General features: G+C 67.1%; 19 protein-coding genes. 13 read left to right on the top strand and 6 right to left on the bottom strand.

The features are described 5' to 3' along the window. Positions 1-14: 14 nt before the first annotated feature. From ACLBYA_RS29875 to ACLBYA_RS29865, 3 genes are read left to right on the top strand one after another with little or no spacing between them, the layout of a single operon-like run. The gene (locus tag ACLBYA_RS29875; RefSeq protein ID WP_447713098.1) at positions 15-4,874 is read left to right on the top strand and encodes an NAD-glutamate dehydrogenase; all 4,860 of its coding nucleotides are present in this window, start codon (positions 15-17) and stop codon (positions 4,872-4,874) included. Then, positions 4,867-5,283 (top strand): acyl-CoA thioesterase, encoded by a 417-nt coding sequence (locus tag ACLBYA_RS29870; protein WP_447713097.1) that lies wholly within the window; start codon positions 4,867-4,869, stop codon positions 5,281-5,283. The genes ACLBYA_RS29875 and ACLBYA_RS29870 overlap by 8 nt, the downstream gene beginning before the upstream one ends. Then, positions 5,280-5,939 (top strand): hypothetical protein, encoded by a 660-nt coding sequence (locus tag ACLBYA_RS29865; protein ID WP_447713096.1) that lies wholly within the window; start codon positions 5,280-5,282, stop codon positions 5,937-5,939. Before ACLBYA_RS29870 ends, ACLBYA_RS29865 begins: the two co-directional genes overlap by 4 nt. Positions 5,940-5,984: 45 nt before the next feature. Here the strand turns inward: ACLBYA_RS29865 and ACLBYA_RS29860 are convergent, their stop codons facing one another. After that, entirely contained in the window at positions 5,985-7,496 is a 1,512-nt protein-coding gene (locus ACLBYA_RS29860) for a glycoside hydrolase family 13 protein (RefSeq protein WP_447713095.1), read from the bottom strand. Beyond that, positions 7,496-7,900 carry a globin gene (locus ACLBYA_RS29855; protein ID WP_447713094.1) on the bottom strand — a complete coding sequence of 135 codons (405 nt, stop codon included), beginning with the start codon at positions 7,898-7,900 and terminating at the stop codon, positions 7,496-7,498. The genes ACLBYA_RS29860 and ACLBYA_RS29855 overlap by 1 nt, the downstream gene beginning before the upstream one ends. Before the next feature lie 153 nt (positions 7,901-8,053). Here ACLBYA_RS29855 and ACLBYA_RS29850 point away from each other — a divergent pair, with 153 nt between their 5' ends. The 3 genes from ACLBYA_RS29850 to ACLBYA_RS29840 are packed head-to-tail and all read left to right on the top strand — an operon-like array spanning position 8,054 to position 9,417. Continuing rightward, positions 8,054-8,698 (top strand): HNH endonuclease, encoded by a 645-nt coding sequence (locus tag ACLBYA_RS29850; RefSeq protein ID WP_447713093.1) that lies wholly within the window; start codon positions 8,054-8,056, stop codon positions 8,696-8,698. Between the two features lie 25 nt (positions 8,699-8,723). Next, positions 8,724-8,954, top strand: a complete 231-nt coding sequence (gene ctaJ / locus ACLBYA_RS29845; protein WP_447713092.1) for an aa3-type cytochrome oxidase subunit CtaJ — start codon at positions 8,724-8,726, stop codon at positions 8,952-8,954. Continuing rightward, positions 8,941-9,417 carry a DUF5130 domain-containing protein gene (locus tag ACLBYA_RS29840; RefSeq protein WP_447713091.1) on the top strand — a complete coding sequence of 159 codons (477 nt, stop codon included), beginning with the start codon at positions 8,941-8,943 and terminating at the stop codon, positions 9,415-9,417. The genes ctaJ and ACLBYA_RS29840 overlap by 14 nt, the downstream gene beginning before the upstream one ends. On the opposite strand, the gene ACLBYA_RS29835 is transcribed toward ACLBYA_RS29840, so the two are convergent. Both ACLBYA_RS29835 and pepN read right to left on the bottom strand, forming a co-directional pair. Next, positions 9,389-9,811 (bottom strand): HNH endonuclease, encoded by a 423-nt coding sequence (locus tag ACLBYA_RS29835; protein ID WP_447713090.1) that lies wholly within the window; start codon positions 9,809-9,811, stop codon positions 9,389-9,391. The genes ACLBYA_RS29840 and ACLBYA_RS29835 overlap by 29 nt on opposite strands. Positions 9,812-9,912: 101 nt before the next feature. Next, positions 9,913-12,501, bottom strand: coding sequence for an aminopeptidase N (pepN, locus tag ACLBYA_RS29830; protein WP_447713089.1), 2,589 nt, complete (start codon positions 12,499-12,501; stop codon positions 9,913-9,915). A gap of 96 nt (positions 12,502-12,597) precedes the next feature. Between pepN and ACLBYA_RS29825 the strand changes: the two genes are divergently transcribed. Continuing rightward, the gene (locus ACLBYA_RS29825; RefSeq protein ID WP_447713088.1) at positions 12,598-13,218 is read left to right on the top strand and encodes a mycothiol-dependent nitroreductase Rv2466c family protein; all 621 of its coding nucleotides are present in this window, start codon (positions 12,598-12,600) and stop codon (positions 13,216-13,218) included. 5 nt (positions 13,219-13,223) lie between these two features. On the opposite strand, the gene mgtE is transcribed toward ACLBYA_RS29825, so the two are convergent. Then, a complete protein-coding gene (gene mgtE / locus ACLBYA_RS29820) occupies positions 13,224-14,585 on the bottom strand; it encodes a magnesium transporter (RefSeq protein ID WP_447713087.1) in 1,362 nt (453 codons plus the stop codon). A 221-nt stretch (positions 14,586-14,806) separates the two neighbouring features. On the opposite strand from mgtE, the gene ACLBYA_RS29815 reads away from it, so the two are divergent. From ACLBYA_RS29815 to ACLBYA_RS29790, 6 genes are all read left to right on the top strand, one after another. Then, a complete protein-coding gene (locus ACLBYA_RS29815; protein WP_447713086.1) occupies positions 14,807-16,201 on the top strand; it encodes a purine-cytosine permease family protein in 1,395 nt (464 codons plus the stop codon). Further along, positions 16,198-16,644, top strand: coding sequence for a nucleoside deaminase (locus ACLBYA_RS29810; RefSeq protein WP_447713085.1), 447 nt, complete (start codon positions 16,198-16,200; stop codon positions 16,642-16,644). Before ACLBYA_RS29815 ends, ACLBYA_RS29810 begins: the two co-directional genes overlap by 4 nt. After that, positions 16,641-17,600, top strand: coding sequence for an isopenicillin N synthase family dioxygenase (locus ACLBYA_RS29805; RefSeq protein ID WP_447713084.1), 960 nt, complete (start codon positions 16,641-16,643; stop codon positions 17,598-17,600). The genes ACLBYA_RS29810 and ACLBYA_RS29805 overlap by 4 nt, the downstream gene beginning before the upstream one ends. 102 nt (positions 17,601-17,702) lie before the next feature. Beyond that, positions 17,703-18,182, top strand: a complete 480-nt coding sequence (locus tag ACLBYA_RS29800) for a ribose-5-phosphate isomerase (RefSeq protein ID WP_447713083.1) — start codon at positions 17,703-17,705, stop codon at positions 18,180-18,182. Between the two features lie 3 nt (positions 18,183-18,185). After that, positions 18,186-18,980 carry an Fpg/Nei family DNA glycosylase gene (locus tag ACLBYA_RS29795; RefSeq protein ID WP_447713082.1) on the top strand — a complete coding sequence of 265 codons (795 nt, stop codon included), beginning with the start codon at positions 18,186-18,188 and terminating at the stop codon, positions 18,978-18,980. Between the two features lie 27 nt (positions 18,981-19,007). Beyond that, positions 19,008-20,669 carry a cation:proton antiporter gene (locus ACLBYA_RS29790; protein ID WP_447713081.1) on the top strand — a complete coding sequence of 554 codons (1,662 nt, stop codon included), beginning with the start codon at positions 19,008-19,010 and terminating at the stop codon, positions 20,667-20,669. 69 nt (positions 20,670-20,738) lie between these two features. On the opposite strand, the gene ACLBYA_RS29785 is transcribed toward ACLBYA_RS29790, so the two are convergent. After that, positions 20,739-21,557 (bottom strand): DUF1542 domain-containing protein, encoded by an 819-nt coding sequence (locus ACLBYA_RS29785; protein WP_447713080.1) that lies wholly within the window; start codon positions 21,555-21,557, stop codon positions 20,739-20,741. Positions 21,558-21,782 lie beyond the last annotated feature (225 nt).

Below are 21,782 nucleotides of genomic sequence, written 5' to 3'. Positions count from 1 at the left end.
AGGAGCCTTCTCCCATGACGGTGAATCCCGGAACCACCGACCAGTTGCAGTTGAGCCAGGATGCCGTTGCGCGCCTGGCCAATGCCTATACCGAAACCCATCACGGACCCTATGGGGACGCGCCCGCGGCCGATACCGCGATCACCGCGCCGATCGTCCGTGGCACCACCAAGCTGGTCCCACAGGAACTGCTGGCCGCACACACCCGGCTGGGTCACCGGCGCACACCGGGCGAGACTCTGGTCGCGGTCTATCCGGCCGATGATCCGGGCGGTTTCGGCCCGGCCATCCAGGTGGTGACCGACCACAGCGCCATGCTGATGGACTCGGTGACGGTGCTGTTGCACCGGCTCGGCGTGGCCTACACCGGCGTGATGAACCCGGTGCTGCGGGCGACCCGGACCGCGGACGGGTCACTGGTGGCGCTGGCGCCGGCCACCGATCCCGATGCCCCCGCCGACGGCACCGACGAGATGTGGGTGCATGTGCGGCTGGCCCCGGCGGTCGACTCCGAGGCCGTCGACCGGGTTGCCGCATTGATGCCCTCGGTGCTCGCCGACGCCCGGCAGGTGGCCGCCGATTCCGCGGCGCTCAACGCCACCCTGATCGGCCTGGCCAACGCGCTGGATTCCGATCACGCCGGGCATTTCCCCGGTCCGGACCGTCGCGATGTCGCCTCGCTGCTGCACTGGCTCGGCGACGGGCATTTTGTGCTGCTGGGTTATCAGCGGTGCGCGGTGCACAACGGTCAGGCCACCGTCGACCCGGCCAGCCGGCTCGGCGTGCTCAAGCTGCGCACCGATGTGCTGCCGCAGCTCAGCGATGCCGACGACCTGCTGGTGCTGGCCCAGGCCACCATGCCCAGCTTCGTGCGTTACGGCGCCTACCCGTACATAGTGGTGGTCCGGGAGAACCCGGCAGGCCCGGCCTCCAGTCAGGCCGTCGAACACCGCTTTGTCGGGTTGTTCACCGTCGCGGCGATGAACGCCAATGTTCTTGAGATCCCGTTGATCTCACGGCGGGTCGACGAGGTGCTGGCGCAATCGCATTCCGATCCGAGCCACCCGGGCCAGCTGATGCTCGACGTCATCCAGACCATCCCGCGCTCCGAGCTGTTCGCACTGCACACCCCGGACCTCATGGAGATGGCACGTGCGGTCGTCGACCTCGGGTCGCTGCGGCGCACCCTGCTGTTCCTGCGCGCCGACCAACTCGGGCACTTCGTGTCCGCCCTGGTGTACTTGCCGCGTGACCGCTACACCACCGCGGTCCGCCTGGAGATGCAGGACATCCTGGTCCGTGAGCTCGGCGGCGCAAGCATCGACTACGCCGCCCGGGTCAGTGAATCACCCTGGGCGGTGGTGCATTTCACCATCAAGATGCCCGACGGCACCCAACGTGGTGATATCGACGCGTCCTCGGACAACGAGGAGCGGATCCAGCATCTGCTCACCGAGGCGGCCCGCACGTGGGCCGACCGGCTGATCGGGTCGGTGAAAACCGGGTCCATCGATCAGGGCACCGCCGAGCACTATGCGGGCGCGTTCCCGGAGGTGTACAAGCAGGCCTTCACGCCGGCCGACGCCATCGGTGATATCGCGATCATCGAAGAGCTGCAGGACAACTCGGTCAAACTGGTCTTCCGCGACGGCGGTGATGATCGGGTGGACTGGCTGACCTGGTACCTCGGTGGCCGGTCGGCGTCGCTGTCGGAACTGCTCCCGATGCTGCAGTGCATGGGTGTGGTGGTGCTGGAGGAGCGGCCGTTCACCGTGAACCGCGCCGACGGTCTGCCGGTCTGGATCTATCAGTTCAAGGTGTCTCCACACCCGTCGATCCCGTCCACCCCGGACGCCCAGATCGAGGATGTGGCGCGGCGGTTCGCCGATACCGTGACCGCCATCTGGCACGGTCGCGCCGAGATCGATCACTTCAACGAACTGGTGCTGCGGGCCGGGCTGACCTGGCAGCAGGTCACCATTCTGCGTGGATACGCAAAGTATCTGCGCCAGGCGGGATTCCCGTACAGCCAGTCCTTCGTCGAGGGTGTGCTGAACGGCAATCCGAGCACGGCGCGTTCACTCGTCGAGCTGTTCGAGGCGCTGTTCACCCCGGAGGGGGACATGTCCGCCTCGGGGAAGACGCTGGATGCCCAGGCGGCTGCGGCGGCCGTCGCCGCCGATATCGACGCCCTGGTGAGCCTGGACACCGACCGTGTGCTGCGGGCCTTCGCCAGCCTGGTGCAGGCCACGCTGCGTACCAACTACTTCGTCGGAGCGCCGGGTTCGGCCCGCGCCCAGGACGTGCTGTCGTTCAAGCTCAACCCCGGCCTGATCGACGAATTGCCGCTGCCCCGGCCGAAATTCGAGATCTTCGTGTATTCGCCACGGGTCGAGGGTGTGCACCTGCGATTCGGGTTCGTCGCCCGCGGCGGGCTGCGCTGGTCGGATCGCCGGGAGGACTTCCGCACCGAGATCCTCGGTCTGGTCAAGGCGCAGGCCGTCAAGAACGCCGTCATCGTGCCGGTCGGCGCCAAGGGCGGGTTCGTGGTCAAGTCACCGCCGCTGCCCACCGGAGACGCCGGCGCCGACCGTGACGCCACCCGCGCCGAGGGGGTGGCCTGCTACCGGCTGTTCATCTCGGGACTGCTCGACCTCACCGACAATGTCGACAAGTCCACCGGCGACGTCGTCACCCCCGCGGGTGTGGTGCGCCGCGACGGGGACGACGCCTACCTGGTGGTGGCTGCCGACAAGGGCACCGCCACGTTCTCCGATATCGCCAACGATGTCGCGAAGTCCTACGGCTTCTGGCTGGGTGACGCGTTCGCCTCCGGTGGCTCGGTGGGTTATGACCACAAGGCGATGGGGATCACCGCCAAGGGGGCCTGGGAGTCGGTCAAGCGACATTTCCGGGAGATGGGTGTGGACACCCAGACCCAGGATTTCACCGTCGTCGGCGTCGGCGATATGAGTGGTGACGTGTTCGGCAACGGCATGCTGCTGTCCCAGCACATCCGGCTGCTGGCCGCCTTCGACCACCGGCACATCTTCCTGGACCCGAACCCGGATGCGGCCTCGTCGTGGGCCGAGCGGGAGCGGTTGTTCGCGTTGCCCCGGTCCAGCTGGGACGACTACGACAAGTCGCTGATCAGCGAGGGCGGCGGGGTGTTCAGCCGCGAGCAGAAGTCGATCCCGATCAGCGGTCAGGTGCGGCATGCGCTGGGCTTGTCCGACGGGGTCGAGGAGATGACACCACCCGCCCTGATGAAGGCGGTGCTGCTGGCCCCGGCCGACCTGTTCTGGAACGGCGGTATCGGCACCTACGTCAAGGCCGAGACCGAATCGGATGCCGACGTCGGCGACCGCGCCAACGATGCGCTGCGGGTCAACGGAAATCAGTTGCGGGTCAAGGTGGTCGGTGAGGGCGGCAACCTGGGTGTCACCCAGCGCGGCCGTATCGAGTTCGACCTGGCCGGCGGCCGGATCAACACCGACGCGCTGGACAACTCGGCCGGTGTCGACTGCTCCGATCACGAGGTCAACATCAAGATCCTGATCGACTCACTGGTCACCGCAGGCAAGGTCAGCGTCGAGGAACGCACCCCGCTGCTGATGTCGATGACCGACGAAGTGGGCCGACTCGTGTTGGCCGACAACATCGATCAGAACGACCTGATGGGCACCAGCCGGGCCAACTCGGCCAGCCTGCTGCCCGTGCACGCCCGCCAGATTCGGGAGTTCGTCACCCAACGCGGGCTGAACCGCGAGCTGGAGGCGCTGCCCTCGGAGAAGGAGATCCTGCGCCGCCGCGAGATCGGGATCGGGCTCACCTCACCGGAATTGGCGACGCTGATGGCGCATGTCAAGCTGGCCCTCAAGGATGAGGTGCTGCGCACCGACCTGCCCGATCAGGAGGTGTTCGCGGTGCGTATCCCGCAGTACTTCCCGGTTGAATTGCGTGACCGGTTCGTCGGCGACATCCGGTCCCACCAGCTGCGCCGCGAGATCGTCACCACCATGCTGGTCAACGATCTGGTCGATACCAGCGGCATCACCTACGCCTACCGGATGTCCGAGGACACCGGTGTCGGACCGGTTGATGCGGTGCGCGCCTACGCCGCCACGGATGCCATCTTCAAGGCGGGTGAGGTGTGGCAGGCCGTCAAGGTGGCCGGTATCGGCGGTCTGCCGACAGCGGTGACCGATCGGATGACGTTGGATCTGCGCCGGCTGATCGACCGCGCGGGCCGCTGGCTGGTCAACTACCGACCGCAGCCGCTGGCCGTCGGCGCCGAGATCAACCGGTTCGCCGACCAGGTCGCCGCACTGACCCCGCTGATGCCGCAATGGTTGCGCGGTGCCGACAAGGCGATCGTCGCCAAGGAGTCCGGCGAGTTCGAATCCCAGGGTGTGGCACCGGAACTGGCCTACACCATCGCCACCGGCCTGTACCGCTACAGCCTGTTGGACGTCATCGACATCGCCGACATCGCCGACCGTGACGCCGCGGAGGTGGCCGATACCTACTTCGCGCTGATGGACCACATGGGCATCGACGGTCTGCTGACGGCGATCTCCGGGCTGGAGCGCGATGACCGCTGGCACTCGCTGGCGCGGCTGGCGATCCGCGATGACATCTACGGCTCGCTGCGCGCGCTGTGCTTCGATGTGCTGGCCGTCGGCGAACCGGACGAGACGGGCGAGCAGAAGATCGAGGAGTGGGAGCTGACCAACAGTTCCCGGGTCGACCGCGCACAGCGCACACTCGACGAGATCCAGGCCGAGGGGCAGACAGATCTCGCGACGCTCTCGGTGGCCGCCCGGCAGATCCGCAGCATGACAAGGACTTCAGGAACGGGGACAAGTGGCTGAGCGTTTCGTCACACCGGTGCCGGTGCGATGGTCGGATATCGACATGTACCAGCACGTCAATCACGCGACGATGGTCACCATCCTGGAAGAGGCGCGGGTGCCCTTCCTTCGTGAGCCGTTCATCAACGATCTGGACACCATCGGTCTGTTGATCGCCGAGGTCAACGTCAAATACAAAGGCCAACTTCGACTGGTGGATTCACCGCTACAGGTCACCATCTGGGTGAACCGGTTGCGCGCGGTGGATTTCAACCTGGGTTACGAGGTGCGCTCGGTGGGTGCCGATCCGGATTCCAAACCCGCGGTGATCGGTGAGACCCAGTTGGCGGCGTTCAACATCGAGGAGCAAAAGCTGGTGCGATTGCTGCCGCATCACCGGGAGTATCTGCAACGTTTTCAACGGTCATGACTCCCGACCGCGGCCTCTGGCTGGACAACGCCGCCCATCGTGACGATCTGGCGACCTTCGTCGACCGCGCCCTGCGCCTCGACGACGCGGCGGTGATCCGGTTCCGGGAACGCGCCGGCACCGGTCAGGTGGTGGCCTGGGTGTCGACGGGTTTCGACGTGCTGGCCTGTCGGGTGGTGGCCGGCCGGGTGCGCCCCACCGACCTGTCGGCGGGCGCGGACACTCTGGTGCAGTCGCTGCCCGCGATGGACGATTCCGGTTATGTGGAGCCGGGTTTCGCGATGGACTCGGCGTGGCGGGGTGCGCTACCCCCGGACACCGGGTTCGAGCATTTCGACGATGTGCCTGCCTGGGCCATCCTGGACCTCGCGGAGCGCGGGACCGCGCTGGCCAAGGAGCACAGCAGTGCGCACGGCCCGCCGGCCTCGTTGCTGGATCAGGAGGTGCTGGCGGTCAGCGCCGGGGAGTCCAGCGTCGGCATCCCGATGCGGTGTGTGTTCGCGTTGACCGCCATGGGGTTCCTGCCGCAGAACGCCGATGTGCTGGCCACCGACGAGATCGTCCGGGTACGTGCGCATCCGGCGTGGTTGCGGGTCGACGCCCGGTTCGGATCCGTCTACCGACGACTGGGGGACCCGGCGCTGGTGCTGCGGTGATTTCGGCGCGCTCGCGTACGCCCACCGTACGCAAGCGCGCCGAAATCACACGAGCCAGGCCGCGGCGTCCGGCGGTAACATCCCGTCGTCCAGTGGCGTGCTGCTCAGCAGCACCTCACCGTCGGGCAGCAGCATCGACGCAGGCCCGGTGTTGAACACACAAATCAGTCCGCCGGGGCGTCGGAACACCGAAGTCCCCAGCCATTCCACTGTGGATCCCTCGAATTCCGGACGACGCGTGCGCAATTCGATCGCCCGCCGGTACAGCTCCAGCATCGACGCCGGATCGCCCGCCTGCGCAGCCACGGTCAAGGGTCCCCAGTCGGTCGGCATCGGCAACCAGGTCTCGGTGCTCGACGAGAACCCGTACGGCGGCTGGTGCCCACCCCACGGCATCGGTACCCGGCAGCCGTCGCGGCCGCGCTCCATACGACCGGAGCGCTCCCACACCGGATCCTGCAGCACCTCGTCGGGCAGCTCGACATTCGGCAGGCCGAGTTCGGCGCCGTTGTAGACGAACACCGATCCCGGCAGTGCCAGCTTCACCAGTGCCATCGCCCGGGCCCGTGCGACACCCGGAGTGCCGTCGCCGTAGCGGCTGACCTCGCGCACCACATCGTGATTCGACAGCGTCCAGGTCGGGGCGGCTCCCGCCAATGCAGCCGACGCCAGCGAGTTGTCGATCGCCGCGCGAATGGCGTTGCCGGAGAAATCCGCCTGCACCAGTTGGAAATTGAATCCCAGGTGCAGCTCGTCGGGACGCAGGTACTTGGCGAAGCGCTCGTTGCCATGCACCCAGATCTCGCCGACGGTCACCGCCTCGGGGTAGTCGTCGAGCACCCGTCGGATGAACCGGTGGATATCGTGCACCGCATCGTTGTCGAAGCGTGGATCGTCGGCGCGGTTGCGCAGCAGCTGATTGTCGGTCAGATCCATGTCCGGCAGGTCGGCCGGTTTGGCCATGCCGTGGGCGACGTCGATGCGGAAGCCGTCGACTCCGCGGTCGAGCCAGAACCGCAGCGTCGTCTCGATATCGGCGAACACCTCGGGGTGCTCCCAGTTCAGATCGGGCTGGGCGGCGTCGAACAGGTGCAGGTACCACTGACCGTCGGGCACCTGGGTCCAGGCCGGCCCGCCGAAGATGGACACCCAGTTGTTGGGCGGCCCGCCGTCGACACCGTCACGGAAGATGAACCGGTCCCGGCGCCCCGGATCGGCCAGCGCCTGCACGAACCACGGATGCGCCGAGCTGACATGGTTCGGGACCAGGTCCATGGTCACCTTGATGTCGCGGGCATGCGCGGCGGTCAGCAGCCGGTCCAGCGCGGGCAGGTCGCCGAACAGCGGATCGATATCGCGCGGGTCGGACACGTCGTAACCGTGGTCGGCCATCGGCGAGACCATCACCGGGTTCAGCCACAGCGCCTGCACACCGAGGGCCGCCAGGTAGTCGAGTCGCGAGGTGATGCCGTCCAGGTCGCCGACGCCGTCGCCATTGCTGTCGGCGAACGAGCGCGGGTAGACCTGGTAGAACACTGCGTCCGCCCACCAGGTCATCAGAAGGCCGAGTTCACCATCGAATCGGCGGCCATCTGGAAGTAGTCCAGCAGGGCCTGACGGTGCCGGTCGTCCAGGGTCTGCGCGTCGATGGTGGCGACCGCGGTGTGCATACAGCGCAGCCAGGCGTCACGTTCCAGGAAGCCGATCCGGAACGGCGAATGCCGCATCCGGAGCCGCGGGTGCCCGCGGTTGTCGGAGTAGGTCCGCGGCCCGCCCCAGTACTGCTCCAGGAACAGTCGCAGGCGCTCCTCGGCGCCGTCCATATCGTCTTCCGGGTAGAGCGGAAGCAGGATCTCGTCCTCGCGCACCAGTTCGTAGAACTTGGCCACGATCTTGGTGAAGGTGTCGTGGCCACCGACTTCGTCGTAGAACGAGTGCTGCGCCTGGGTCACCGGACCCATTGTTCCCGATCTGCCGTCATCGGTCCGCACGGGGCGGCGATCAGCCGGGCTAAAAGGCATGTCACCCGATGTTCACCGGACTGACCAGCGAACACAGTCGAAATAGCCGTGCGAGCGACCACAAATCATGGTGGACTGTCCCCCGGAGGACGAATGTCGCAGCGCAGAAAAAGCCCTGCTCGACGAGCGGGAGCCGGATACCCCACGGCCGTGGTCGCCCCTAGTGCCGCGCGTCCTCTACAAGTCGCCGACGCTCTGCCCACCGTCCACCAGGGTTCGGTCTGGGGGCGACGACGGGTGCTGTTGCTGAATTCGACCTACGAGCCGCTGACCGCGCTGCCCATGCGTCGCGCCGTCATCATGCTGATGTGCGGCAAGGCCGACGTCGTGCACGATGACCCGTCCGGACCGGTCATCCACTCCGCGACCCGCACCATCGTGGTGCCCTCGGTGATCCGGTTGCGCACCTTCGTCCGGGTGCCCTACCGGGCCCGTATCCCGATGACCCGCGCCGCGCTGATGCATCGCGACCGGTTCCGGTGTGCCTACTGCGGCGGCAAGGCCGACACCGTCGACCATGTGATCCCGCGCAGTCGTGGTGGCGAGCATTCCTGGGAGAACTGCGTCGCGGCCTGCTCGGCGTGCAATCACCGTAAGGCCGACCGGCTGCTGGCCGAGTTGGGTTGGGCGCTGCGTTCGGCACCGATGCCGCCCAAGGGGCAGCACTGGCGATTGATCTCCTCGGTGAAGGAACTCGACCCGGCATGGGTCAGATATCTGGGTGAAGGAGCGGCGTGAGCGAGGCTTACGCTAGGTTTGCCTGGTGAGCACAGCACTTACCCATGGCCTGATGGGTGGGATCCCGCTGCTCTTGTTTCTGGTGTTGGCCGCACTGGCCTATCGCCACAAGGGACCCCATCCGGAACCGTACAAGCTTTCCGAAGAGTGGACGCACGACCCGATTCTGTGGGCCGCCGACGAGCCGGCTGACCACGGGCACGGCGGCCATGGTGACCATGTGACGGTGGGAGGTGGCGCAAGTGGCAAGTGGTAGCCATGCCCCGGCCGTCCCGGTGACTGATGTCGATCTGCCCCACGGGTTCGCCCTGACCAGCTCTGGTCGTATCTCGGGTGTCACCGAGCCGGGCCAACTGTCGGTGCACTATCCGTTCTCGACCAAGGATCTGGTCAAGCTCGACGATGCGCTGAAGTACGGCTCTCGGTACGCCAAGGCGCGTTTCGCGGTCTACATCGGCGACCTCGGTGCGGATACCGCGGCGAGCGCTCGCGAGATCCTGGCCAAGGTGCCCACGGCCGACAACGCCATGCTGCTCGCGGTGTCGCCGAATCAGAAGGCCATCGAGGTGGTCTTCGGGTCCGAGCTCAAGGGCCGCGGTGCCGAGACGGCCGCCCCGCTCGGGGTGTCGGCCGCGCTCGGTTCGCTGCGCGAGGGCAACCTGATCGACGCACTCGTCAGCGCCGTCAACGTCATGTCGGCAGCGGTCTCGCCGGCCTGACAACAGCTTCATCGGCCCCGGTATCGAATTCGGTACCGGGGTCGACTGCTGTCCGGGAGATGAGTTGCGCCCGGATCGCGACGTAGCGCTCCAGGAACAGCCGCTCGTCGAGACGCTTGCGCCGCATCCAGCCGGTCACCTCGTCATTGCACTTGCTGGCATTACACGCCGCGCAGGCGGGCACCACGTTGTCGATCGTGTAGCGCCCGCCGCGCGATATCGCCATCACACAGTCCCGTTGCAGCGGCTTATCGGTCACCCCGCAGTAGGCGCAGCTGCCCCAGGCGTCCTGGATCGACGTCCACTGCGCGGTGGTGAGGTCGTTGGCCGCCGCCTTCACCCGCCGGGTACGACGGCGTGCCGCGCGGGCTCTGCGGCTGTTCGGGTGCGCCATGGCGGCAGCCTAGATGCCCCGACACCCAGATCCCGCGAGCGACCGTGAACTGTCATCTCTGACGGCGTGTCGACGTACAGACACGGCCGCTCGCGAGGAAATCAGCTCGCGTCGAAGGCGCGTGCCTTGAGCGAGCGCTCCACTCCGGCGCGACCCTCGAGGACCAGCCGACGCAACGCCGGCGGCACATCCGGGCCGGCCAGGAACGCGTCGGCCGCGGACAGTCCGCCCTCGCTGATATCCCAGGACGGGTACAGCCCGATCACCACGGTCTGGGCGACCTCACTGGAGCGACGTTCCCACACCCCGGAGATGGAGGCGAAGTACAGATCCCGGAAGGGAGCCAGCAGCTCACCCTGGCCGGGCTGCACGAAGCCGCCGACGATTGCGCGGGTGGTGATGTTGGCGATGGTGTCGTCCTCGATCACCTGCTGCCAGGCGGCGTTCTTGACGACCCGCTGGGGGCGTGCGGCCGCTGCGGCGGCGGCGTTGCGCTTACCCGCCGCGGTGTTGTCACCGGCGGACTCGCCGTCGATGAAGGGGGTCTCGGCACCGTCGGCGTCGATCACCCCGGCCCGGGCCAGCGCGGTCACGATGCGCCAGCGCAGATCGGTGTCGATCACCAGGCCGGCCAGGTTCACCGCGGCCGGCTCGTTGTCCAACAGTGTCGACAGCACCGCGACGTGGTTCGGGGCGAGCACCGAGGTGCACAGCGCGTTGACGAACGCCAGCTGGTGATCCGAGCCCGGAGCGGATTCGCGCGCCGCATCCAGCAGTGCATCGCCGAAGGCCGGCCAGCCGTTCTCCTGCGCCCACGCCGGGTCGGCGTAGGAGCCCAGCGCGGTCTGCGCCTGCAGCAGCAGCCGTTGGGCCACACCGACTTCGGTTTCGGCATGGATCCCGGCGATCACCAGCGCCACGAAATCGCGGGCCTTCAGTTCGGCCTCGCGGGTCATCTCCCAGGCCGCCGACCAGGCCAGCGTGCGGGGGAGTGGCTCGGCGATATCGGCGATCCGGTGCAGCAGCGTCTGCAACGACTCCGGGTCCAACCGCAACGAGCAGTAGGTCAGGTCGTCGTCGTTGACCAGGATGAACTTTCCGCGCGAAACACCCACCAGCGCAGGAACATCGGTGACGTCACCTTCGACGTCGAGTTCCTCGCGGTGCACCCGGACAAGCTTGCCGCTGTCATCGTCGTCGTAGATGCCGACCGCGAGCCGGTGCACCCGGGTCTCGCCGGCTCCCGGCGCGGCACCGGACTGGCGCACCGCGAACCGGGTGAATTTGCCGTCGGCGTCGACGTCGAAGGACGGGCTCAGCGTGTTCAGCCCGGTGGTCTTGAGCCACTGCCGGCCCCAGCCGGACAGGTCGCGGCCCGACGACTTCTCCAGGGCGCCAAGCAGATCACCGAAGGTGGCGTTACCGAAGGCGTGGTCACGGAAGTAGTCGCGCAGGCCGGCGAGAAAAGCTTCGAGGCCGACATATGCCACCAACTGCTTGAGCACGCTGGCGCCCTTGGCGTAGGTGATGCCGTCGAAGTTGACCTCCACGGCGTGCAGATCGGGGATGTCGGCGGCCACCGGATGCGTCGAGGGCAGCTGGTCCTGCCGGTAGGCCCAGGACTTCTCCACGTTGGCGAAGGTCGTCCACGCCTGGGTGTACTCGGTGGCCTCGGCCTGGCACAGCACCGAGGCGAAGGTGGCGAAGGATTCGTTGAGCCACAGGTCATCCCACCACTGCATGGTGACCAGGTCGCCGAACCACATGTGTGCCATCTCGTGCAGCACTGTCTCGGCGCGCCGCTCGTAGGAGTAGCGGGTCACCTTGGACCGGAAGACGTAGTCCTCCAGGAAGGTCACCGCGCCGGCATTCTCCATGGCGCCGGCGTTGAACTCCGGCACGAACAGCTGGTCGTACTTGCCGAAGGCGTAGGGTTCGCCGAAGTTGTTGTGGTAGAAGCCGAAACCCTGTTTGGTCTCGGTGAACAGCCGCTCGGCGTCCATGAACTCGGCCAGCGAGGCGCGGCAGAAGATGCCCAGCGGGATCTCGCCGTGGCCGTCGGAGTAGACATCGTCCCAGCGGGCGTACGGACCGGCGATGAGTGCCACCAGATAGGTGCTCATCTTCGGGGTGGTGACGAATTGATGGACTACCGCGGAACTCGATGTCGCCGCCGGGGCGGCTCCGGCGACGGACGAGGTCGCCCCGTTGGAGATGACCTGCCAGTGTTCCGGCGCCTTCACCGTCACATCGAAGGTGGCCTTCAGATCAGGCTGATCGAAGCAGGCGAACATCCGCTTGGCGTCCGCGGTCTCGAACTGCGAGTACAGGTAGACCTCGTTGTCGACGGGGTCTACAAAACGGTGCAACCCCTCGCCGGTGTTGGAGTACAGGCAGTCGGCGTCGACGACGAGTTCGTTGCGCTCGGCGAGCCCGGGCAGCGGGATGCCGGTGGCCTCGTCGTACCCGGACACGTCGAGCGGGTGGCCGTTGAGCGTGGCGCTGCGCACGGTGTCGGCGGCCAGGTCGATATAGCTGTCGGCGCCGGCCAGCGCGGAGAACGTCACGGTGGTGACGGATCGGAAGGTCTTCTCACCCACGGTGAGGTCCAGGTCGATGCGGTAGTTGTCGACGGTCACCAGTGCGGCGCGTTCGGCGGCCTGGTCGCGAGTCAGATTGGGAAGTGCCACGCGACCAACCTAGTCCTCTGGCGGGAACATATGCCCGGCGGCGATAGTTGTGCCGTCGTGGAGAGTGGCCACACTGCAACCGAGGGGATCGATCGAATGGCTGAGAAGACTGCCCAGAAGGACACCGCAGGATTCTGGTTCGACCCGCTGTGCCCGTGGTGCTGGATCACCTCGCGCTGGATCCTCGAGGTCGAGAAGGTGCGCGATATCGAGGTCAACTTCCACGTCATGAGCCTGGCGGTGCTCAACGAGGGCCGCGACCTCCCGGAGAACTACGCCGAGATGATGAAAAAGGCCTGGGGCCCGGTGCGGGTGGCGATCGCCGCCGAGCAGGCACACGGTTCGGAGATCCTGTCCCCGCTGTACACCGCGATGGGCACCCTCATCCACAACGAGGGCAACAAGGACTTCGACGACGTCATCAAGAAGTCGTTGGAGCAGGTCGGCCTGCCCGCCGAACTCGCCGAGGCCGCGGGCACCGACAAGTACGACGATGCGCTGCGTAAGAGCCACCACGCCGGGATGGATGCCGTCGGCGACGATGTCGGCACGCCCACCATCCACGTCAACGGTGTCGCGTTCTTCGGTCCCGTGCTGTCCCGGATCCCGCGCGGCGAGGAAGCCGGCAAGCTGTGGGACGCCTCGGTGATCTTCGCGTCCTACCCGCACTTCTTCGAGCTGAAGCGCACGCGGCACGAGTCGCCGGAATTCGACTGATCGATCTACAGCCCCTGCAGCTGCGACAGCGTCGCGTGCGCGATCATGAAGTAGATGATCAGCCCGGTGCCGTCGACGATGGTGGCGATCATGGGCGCCGACACCACCGCGGGATCGACCCGTAGTTTCTTGAGCACCGGCGGCAGGATCGACGCCACGAACGACGACCACAACACGATCGCCGCCACCGTCAGACACACCGTCAGCGTGATCTCCGGGCCGACACCGAGCATCCACGCCCGGATCAACGCGGCCAGCGCCATGGTCAGCGCGATCATCATGCCGGTGGACATCTCCTTGGCCAGCACGGCGGGCACATCGCGCAACCGGACCTGACCGGTGGCCATCGCGCGGACCAGCGTCGTGGTGATCTGGGTGCCGGTGTTGCCGCCGGTGCCGATCAACAGCGGGATGAAGAACGCCAACGCGACGACGGCCTCCATCTCCTCCTCGAAGTGGCGCAGCACGGTGCCGGTGTAGGCCTCGGCGATGAACAGCAGCAACAGCCAGCCGATGCGTTTCTTCCACAACAGCCACGGTGAGGCACGCAGGTACGGCACCTCCAGCGGTTCCGAACCACCCTGGCGCTCGGCGTCCTCGGTGGCCTCCTCCTCGGTGATATCGCCTGCGGTGTTCTCGGTGAGGATGCCCAGCAGCCGGTTCTCGGCATCGACGACCGGAACGGCCACCAGGTTGTAATCCAGCAGTGCCTGCGCCGCATCCTCGGCATCGGTCAATGGGGACACCGACAGCACATCGCTCTGGGTCAGCGCTGACACCGTCTCGTCGGTATCGGCGAGCACCAGGTCCCGGAAGGCGAGCACACCGAGCAGATGGTTGTCGTGGTCGGTGACGTAAACATAAGCGCCGGTGCGCGAATCGCTGCGCAAGGTCGCGGCGTCGCCGCGGATCGTGTGCATCGCCGCCGACACCGTCATGTCCGGGCGCACGGTCAATGCCTCGGGCACCATGTGCGCGGCCACCGAGTCGGCGGGCCAGCTCAGTAGTCCGCGCAGCGCCTCGGCGCGGACCTGCGGCAGCGCCGACAGCAGCGAATCACGCGGGGCGTCCCTGATTTCGCGCAACACATCGGCGGCGTGGTCGAGATCGAGGACGTCGAGCAGTTCGGCGGCGTTGCGCGGGCTCATCGCCTCCAACACCTCGGCGGCCAGCTTGTCGTCGATCGACTCGAACAACTCCACGGCTGCAACATGGTCCAGCCGCCCGCCCAGGGTGCGCAGCTCGTCGGTGGACAGCTTGGTCAGCTGGTGGGTGCGTTCGGCCGGATCCCGGACGTCGCGCAGCCATCGCCCCACCGCGTCACCCGCGATGGCCTCCCGCACCGATACCGACACCGCGCCAACCATCGGTTTCTCCCATCTGTGTCCGTCCACTCCGAAATGCGCAGACAATCTAGCAAGCACGACGAAGTTTATTGACGCGCGGGTTAGCTTGCTGGACAACCAATTCCGAGATGAACAGCAACCATCCAGCGGGTGTCCTCCAGGTGTCCGGCCACGAAATCCGCAGGTGTGAAATTCGGTCGTTCCGGTTGCAACCATGTGCCGCACAGGTAAAGGTGCTGAGAATGACAGCGGCTGAACCCAGCACCGACGGCAGCTACCGGGACCGTATCGTTGCGGTCGAACCCGGCGGCAATGAATTCATCGCAGCGGCCGACCGGCACGGCCGGCCCAGCCAACTGCTGTGGACGTGGGCCTCGCCCAACCTCGAATTCGCCACCATCTTCCTGGGTGTGCTGGCGGTGTCCTACTTCGGCATGAACTTCTGGCAGGCGGCCGCCGGCATCATCGTCGGCGCCGGGCTCGGTGCGATCGCACATGCCTTCCTGTCTTCCCGCGGACCTCGGCTGGGCGTACCGCAGATGGTGGTCGGGCGACTTTCCTTCGGCTACAAGGGCAATGCGGTGCCGTCGACGCTGATGGCTATCACCGCCGGTGTCGGCTGGTTTGCCACCAACAGCATCAGCGCGGCGTTCGCGCTGTCGACGCTGTTCGGTATCGGCGCGCTGCCCTCGCTGCTGCTGGTGGTCATCGTGCAGACCGCGCTGGCCTTCTTCGGGCACAACCTGGTCCAGGCGTTCGAGCGGTGGGCGTTCCCGGTGCTGGCGGTGATCTTCGCGATCACCTCGGTGGTCATCATGTCCAAGGCCGACCTGGCCGCACCCGCACTCGACGGCGGCGTCGGCGGGCTCGGCGGATTCCTGCTGACCGTCGGCACCACCTTCGGCTATGTGGCGGGCTGGGCGCCGTATGCAGCCGATTTCAGCCGCTACCTGCCGAGCAACGTGTCCCCGGCGCGCACCGGCCTGTTCGCCGCGGCCGGACTGTTCCTGGCCTGCACCATCCTGGCGATCGTCGGCGCCGCATCCGTCACCATCGTGACGGCCGCGACGGACAACCCGACCGACGCGTTCACCAGTTCGCTGCCGGGCTGGTTGGCCGCCGCGACACTGCTGGCCATCGCGATCGGTGCCGTCGCCGCCAACGCGATCAACGTCTACTCGGCCGGGATGGCCTTCGTCACCACCGGTGTCAAGCTGCCTGCGCACATCGCGCGGGCGCTGGCCACCGCCTTCTTCGGGCTGGCCGGTTTCCTGGTCGCGTGGTGGGCGCTGGCCGACGCCGCCACCAGTTACAAGAGCTTCCTGTTCCTGATCGCCTACTGGGTGGGCCCGTGGCTGGGGGTGGTGTTCGCCGATCAAATCCTGCGCCGCGGTCACCGCGTCGACGGATTCCTCTATGACCACACCTATTCCAATTGGCCGGGGCTACTGTCGTTCCTGGTCGGTCTGGTGGTGTCGTTCCTGCTGTTCTGCAATCAGGAGTTGTTCGTGGGATATGCCGTACGGGCGTTGCCCGAGTTGGGTGACATCGGATTCTTCGTCGGGTTCGTGCTCGCCGCCGGGTGCTATCTGGTGTTCTGCCGATCCAAGATCGAAGCCGAGAAGGTGCCGGCGTGACACCCGAACAGATGCTCGACGTCGCTGTCGACGAGGCCCGAAAAGGTCTGGCGGAGGGCGGAATTCCGATCGGTGCCGCACTGTTCACCAACGACGGCATACTGCTGGGCAGCGGCCACAACCGGCGCGTGCAGAACGACGATCCGTCGGTGCACGGTGAGACCGACGCCTTCCGCAGCGCCGGCCGGCAGCAGGACTACCGGTCGACGGTCATGGTCACCACGCTCTCGCCATGCTGGTACTGCAGCGGGCTGGTGCGCCAGTTCAACATCGGTGCGGTCATCATCGGCGAGGCCACGACCTTCTCCGGTGGACATGACTGGCTGGCCGAGAACGGCGTCGCGGTCACCGTGCTCGACGACCAACGGTGCGTGACGATGATGGAGGATTTCATCGCCGCGCATCCCGAACTGTGGAACGAGGACATCGGGGTGGCCGAATGAGTGCCATTGCAACAGTGGATATCTCGCGCTGGTATGCCGGCGGGGCGGATGCCGACAGATTGGCCGCCGAGGTCGACGAGGGTCTGCAGCGGGCCGGGTTCATCGTGGTCACCGGGCACGGCGTCGACGCCGAGCTGGCGGCGCGGGTGCGCGCGGCGAGTCGGGAATTCTTCGCGCTGCCCGACGAGGTGAAACAACGCTATTCGGTACCCGTCGGCGGGCACGGCTGGATCGGTCCGGGCGCAGAGGCCAACGCCTGTGCCGAGGGCACCGAGACCCCGCCCGATCTGAAGGAGAGCTTCAGCCTGGGTGCGGAGACCACGACCGGGGATCCGGAGGTGGACCTCATCTGGTTTGCACCCAATGTCTGGCCGGCCGAGGTCGCACACCTGCAGGCATTGGTGGACGAGTACACCGCCGCGATGCGCACCCTCTCCGATGACCTGCTGGCGCTGTTCGCACACGCTCTGGGGCTGTCGGACAACCCGTTCACGGCGCTGGCCAGCCAGCCGACCTGGACGATGAACATCAACCACTACCCGCCGGTGAGCGTGGTCGGCGAACCGGAGCCCGGGCAGTTCCGCATCGGCCCGCACACCGATTTCGGCACCGTCACGGTGCTGGATCGCGAACCGGGAGCCGGTGGGCTGCAGGTGTACTCGGAGGAGGCGGGCTGGGAAGACGCGCCCTGGGAGCCCGGCGCGCTGACCGTCAACATCGGTGACCTGCTGGAGTACTGGAGTGGGCGGCGCTGGCCGTCCGGACGGCACCGCGTGCTGCCCCCACAGCCGCATGCTCCCGAGGAGGACCTGGTCTCACTGATCTACTTCTACGAGGCCAACCATGACGCCCTGGTCACCCCGCTGGAACCGCCGATCGGGCGGGTCGGCGGGCTGGATCCGGTGACCTCGGCCGATTTCATCAAGGAACGCCTGGACGCGATCACAGTCGGCTGACGGCGGAATCTCCGATACCGAGACTGACGTTCTGGCGTGGTTCACTCGCACTTTTCCGCCCAAATGTTCGTTTGGGCGGGAGGTGTTTGTAGGGTTACCGCCATGCGCGTCTACATCGGTGCCGACCACGCCGGATTCGAGTTCAAGAAGACCATCATCGAGCACCTCAAGAGCAACGGCCACGAGCCGATCGACTGCGGCGCCTACACCTACGACGCCGAGGACGACTACCCGGCGTTCTGCATCGACGCCGCGGTCAAGACCGTCGCCGACCCGGACAGCTTGGGCATCGTGCTCGGCGGCTCGGGCAACGGTGAGCAGATCGCCGCGAACAAGGTGCCCGGCGCCCGCTGCGCGCTGGCCTGGAGTGTCGAGACCGCACAGCTGGCCCGCCAGCACAACAAGGCCCAGCTCATCGGGCTCGGCGGACGCATGCACAGCGAAGAGGAGGCGCTGGCCATCGTCGACGCCTTCCTGTCCACCCCGTGGTCGGAGGCCGAGCGCCACCAGCGTCGGATCGACATCCTGGCCGCCTACGAGGTCGACCACGTGGCGCCGCCGGTTCCGGGCGCGCCCGCCTGACCCATGCCCGAGGGCCACACTCTGCACCGGCTGGCCCGGTTGCACCAGAAGCGGTTCGGCCGCGCGCCGGTCACGGTGTCCAGCCCGCAGGGCCGCTTCAGCGATGGTGCGGCCGCGGTGAACGGTCGGGTGCTGCGCCGCTCCGACGCCTGGGGCAAGCACCTGTTCCACCATTACGACGGCGGCGCCGTGGTGCATGTGCACCTCGGTCTGTACGGCACATTCACCGAGTCGCCACTACCGCTGGCGATGCCCGTCGGCGCGGTCCGGATGCGCATCGTCGGCGCCGAGTTCGGCACCGATCTTCGCGGCCCGACGGTCTGTGAGGTGATCGACGCCGGGGGAGTCGACGACCTGGTGGCCCGGCTCGGGCCCGACCCGCTGCGCAAGGACGCCGACCCGGAGCCGGCCTGGAAACGAATCTCCAAGTCCCGCAGGACCATCGGTGGTCTGCTGATGGACCAGGCGGTGCTCGCCGGCGTCGGCAACGTCTACCGCAGCGAGCTGCTGTTCCGGCACGGCATCGACCCGTACCGGCCCGGCACGCATATCGATCGCGACGAATGGGACGCCATGTGGGCCGACCTCGTCGAGCTGATGAAGGTCGGGGTACGTCGGGGCAAGATCGTGGTGGTCCGCCCCGAACACGACCACGGCGCGCCGTCCTACGGCCCGGGCCGGCCGCGCACCTACGTCTACCGACGCGCCGGGGAGCCCTGCCGGGTGTGTGGAACACCGGTGCTCACCGCCGAACTCGAAGCCCGCAACGTGTTCTGGTGCCCCACCTGTCAGACCTGAGAACATCCTCAGGGGAGAATGTTCCGAGTGGAACTGATTCTCGTCGTCGTCGGAGCCATCGTTGTCACCGCCATCGCGCATCGGCGCGGGCTGGAACCTGCGCTGATCATCGTGGTGGTCGGCATCCTGGTGTCCTTCGCGCCGGATTTCGAGCCGCCGGAACTTGACTCGCACATCCTGCTGACGGTGGTGCTGCCGCCCCTGCTGTACTCGGCGGCGCTGAACTTCTCGTTCCCGACGTTCCTGCGCAATATCCGGCCCATCCTCGGGCTCGGCGTCGGGCTCGTCGTGGTCAGTGCATTCGCGGTGGCGGCCGTCTCGGCATGGCTGGTGGTGGTGCCGCTGACGTTCGCCACCGCGCTGGTGCTGGGTGCGATCGTCGCGCCACCGGATGCGGTGACGGCGGTGGCCGTCGGCCGCAAACTGGGTCTGCCGAAACGGGTGATGGCCATCCTGACCGGCGAAAGCCTGATCAACGATGCCGCGGCGCTGACGCTGTTCAGCATCGCGGTGGCGCAGGTGGCCGGCACCCACACCTTCATCGAGAACCCGTTCCTGCTGTTCACCTACAGCGCGGTGCTCGGGCCCGTGGTCGGTGCCGCGCTGGGTTACATCACGCTGTGGCTCCGCAAGCGCCTCGCCAACCCCGGGCTGGAGACGGTGCAGGGCCTCGTCGTCCCGTTCGCGGCGTTCATCGTCGCCGAGGAGATGCATGCCTCCGGGGTGCTGGCCGTCGTGGTCGCCGGGTTCATCGTCGGCAACGGCACGTTGTCCGCGGGGTACCAGACCCGCCTGCAGGAACGGTATGTGTGGAACTCGGTGGACGTGCTGCTGGAGGCGTTCGTCTTCGCCTATATCGGCCTGCACCTGCGATTCGTGCTGGAGGACCTGCAGGATGCGCACGAATCGGTGATGGAGGTCGTGGTGGCCTCGCTGATCGTGCTGCTGATCGTGTTGGTGATCCGACCGCTGTCGGTGTTCCTGATGTTCGGGCGCAGCAAGCTGGCCCGGCATGTGGAGGCCAAATGGAGTGTCCCACCGCCGGAGCCACGCCGAAAAGGTCCGGGCAGGTGGCGTTCCCGGATCGACCGCCGCTCGCTGAGTTGGCAGGAGAACGTCGTGGTGTCCTGGACCGGGATGCGTGGGGTGGTGACGCTGGCCGCGGCGGCCGCGATCCCGGCCACCACCGTGTCCGGTGAACCGTTCCCCGAACGCGCGACCATCCAGGCCATCGCATTCGTGGTCAGCGTGGGGACGTTGCTGATCCAGGGGTCGACGCTGCCGTTGCTGATCCGGCGGCTCCAGCTGTCGCGGTTCACCGACGACCACGCCGCAGACCGGGCCGAGGAGGTCAAGGCCGAGCTCGTCGTACAGGCCGCCGCCGACGAGGTGCTCGCCGAGTTCCGGGCCAACCCGCCGGCCGGCATCAATCCGCTGCTGGTGGCCGAGATCCGGGCGACCATCGCCCGGCACACCCAGGACGCCGACGAGATGCCCGACCCGGGTGCGCTCACCAAACGCGCCGAGGTGTTCTCCCGGGTCTACCGGTCGGTGCTCTCCGCGCAGCGCACGGCGTTGATCACCGAACGCGATGAGGGTCGCATCGAGGACGAGGCGGTGCGGGCCATGCTGGAACGTCTCGACCTGCAGGAGGCCGGCGTCACCGCCCGACTGGAAAGCCGGCTCTAAATCCCGCCCAAACGAACAAACGGGTCAACTTGTGTGAGTGCACGCGGCCATATCGTCAATCTCGGCGAGTCAGAAGTCGAACCCGCCGAAATCGCCGCCGCCGAAGTCGCCGCCGCCGTCCCAGCCGCCGGAATCCCAACCACCGGAGTCGCCGCCGCCGTCCCAGCCGGCCCCCTCGGCACCGTAATCGCCACCACCGTCGAGCTGGCCCTGCTCCATGCCGTCCTGGAATCCGTCGCCGTAGCCGTTCTCGAACGCCTGCGCGTCATAGCCGACGCCGGCCATCCCGGAGAACATCGCGCTGAACAGCAGCATCGACCCGACGCCCCAGGCGCCGGCCACCAGGGCCGGCTTCCACCACGGCTCGGAGTACCAGCCGGCGGGAACCGGCCGGCCGGCGACCCGGCCGCCGGGGTAGTAGTTCGGGGTGCGCTCCGAGGGGGTCGGGGAGGCTTCGATCTGGCGTCCCTCGAACTCGACCCGGCGATCCTCGGTAACCGAGCCCGCAGAGCGTTGTCCGGCAAGGGATTCCAGCTCAGGCCCGGGATCCATGCCCATGGCGGTACGGGCCGCCCGCACGTAGTAGAGGCCCTCGACGGCGCTCTCCTTGGCCAGCTCTGCCTGCTTGACCGTGGTGGCCTGGTCGATCTGCGAGGACGCTGCGGTGTAGCGCTCCGAGGCATCGGCCATCGCCTGCTTGGAGGCGTCGTCGCTACCTGTCAGGTTGAGCACCTGACCGCCGAGTCGCTCGATCACCCGCCTGGCGTCGGCCTTCGCGTCGGCCAGTGAGTCGGCGGCCTTGCGGCCGTTCGCCTGGGATGAGTTGTAGACGACGAACGCGATCGCCGCGATGACCAGGATGATGAGGATGACGAGAACGCCGTTCATGACTCCCAGCGTACCGACAGGAAACGGGCTTCTCTGAGGCTGAACTCAGGCGCTGACAGCGGCACCCAGCAGGCGCAAATTCGACTACGAGTAGAGCCGGAGTCGGATCCGGTGAAAGGTCTGCACATGGTGATCGATATTCGTCAGATCGTTCTCGTGGGCACCGCTGCGGTTACGCCGATCGCCTTCGCGACAGTGGTTGCAGCGGCCACCGCCGACGCTACC

It is taken from the genome of Mycobacterium sp. C31M, from assembly GCF_053345865.1.
Note: the sequence above shows the minus strand (reverse complement) of the source record. Positions and strands in the feature narration are given on the sequence as shown.

Excerpts from the sequence above, each read along its gene's own strand:
- ACLBYA_RS29875 (WP_447713098.1), top strand. The coding sequence starts at position 15 with ATGACGGTGAATCCCGGAACCACCGACCAGTTGCAGTTGAGCCAGGAT.
- ACLBYA_RS29865 (WP_447713096.1), top strand. The coding sequence starts at position 5,280 with ATGACTCCCGACCGCGGCCTCTGGCTGGACAACGCCGCCCATCGTGAC.
- ACLBYA_RS29860 (WP_447713095.1), bottom strand. The coding sequence starts at position 7,496 with ATGACCTGGTGGGCGGACGCAGTGTTCTACCAGGTCTACCCGCGCTCG.
- ACLBYA_RS29855 (WP_447713094.1), bottom strand. The coding sequence starts at position 7,900 with ATGGGTCCGGTGACCCAGGCGCAGCACTCGTTCTACGACGAAGTCGGT.
- ACLBYA_RS29850 (WP_447713093.1), top strand. The coding sequence starts at position 8,054 with ATGTCGCAGCGCAGAAAAAGCCCTGCTCGACGAGCGGGAGCCGGATAC.
- ACLBYA_RS29835 (WP_447713090.1), bottom strand. The coding sequence starts at position 9,811 with ATGGCGCACCCGAACAGCCGCAGAGCCCGCGCGGCACGCCGTCGTACC.
- ACLBYA_RS29825 (WP_447713088.1), top strand. The coding sequence starts at position 12,598 with ATGGCTGAGAAGACTGCCCAGAAGGACACCGCAGGATTCTGGTTCGAC.
- mgtE (WP_447713087.1), bottom strand. The coding sequence starts at position 14,585 with ATGGTTGGCGCGGTGTCGGTATCGGTGCGGGAGGCCATCGCGGGTGAC.
- ACLBYA_RS29815 (WP_447713086.1), top strand. The coding sequence starts at position 14,807 with ATGACAGCGGCTGAACCCAGCACCGACGGCAGCTACCGGGACCGTATC.
- ACLBYA_RS29805 (WP_447713084.1), top strand. The coding sequence starts at position 16,641 with ATGAGTGCCATTGCAACAGTGGATATCTCGCGCTGGTATGCCGGCGGG.
- ACLBYA_RS29800 (WP_447713083.1), top strand. The coding sequence starts at position 17,703 with ATGCGCGTCTACATCGGTGCCGACCACGCCGGATTCGAGTTCAAGAAG.
- ACLBYA_RS29795 (WP_447713082.1), top strand. The coding sequence starts at position 18,186 with ATGCCCGAGGGCCACACTCTGCACCGGCTGGCCCGGTTGCACCAGAAG.
- ACLBYA_RS29785 (WP_447713080.1), bottom strand. The coding sequence starts at position 21,557 with ATGAACGGCGTTCTCGTCATCCTCATCATCCTGGTCATCGCGGCGATC.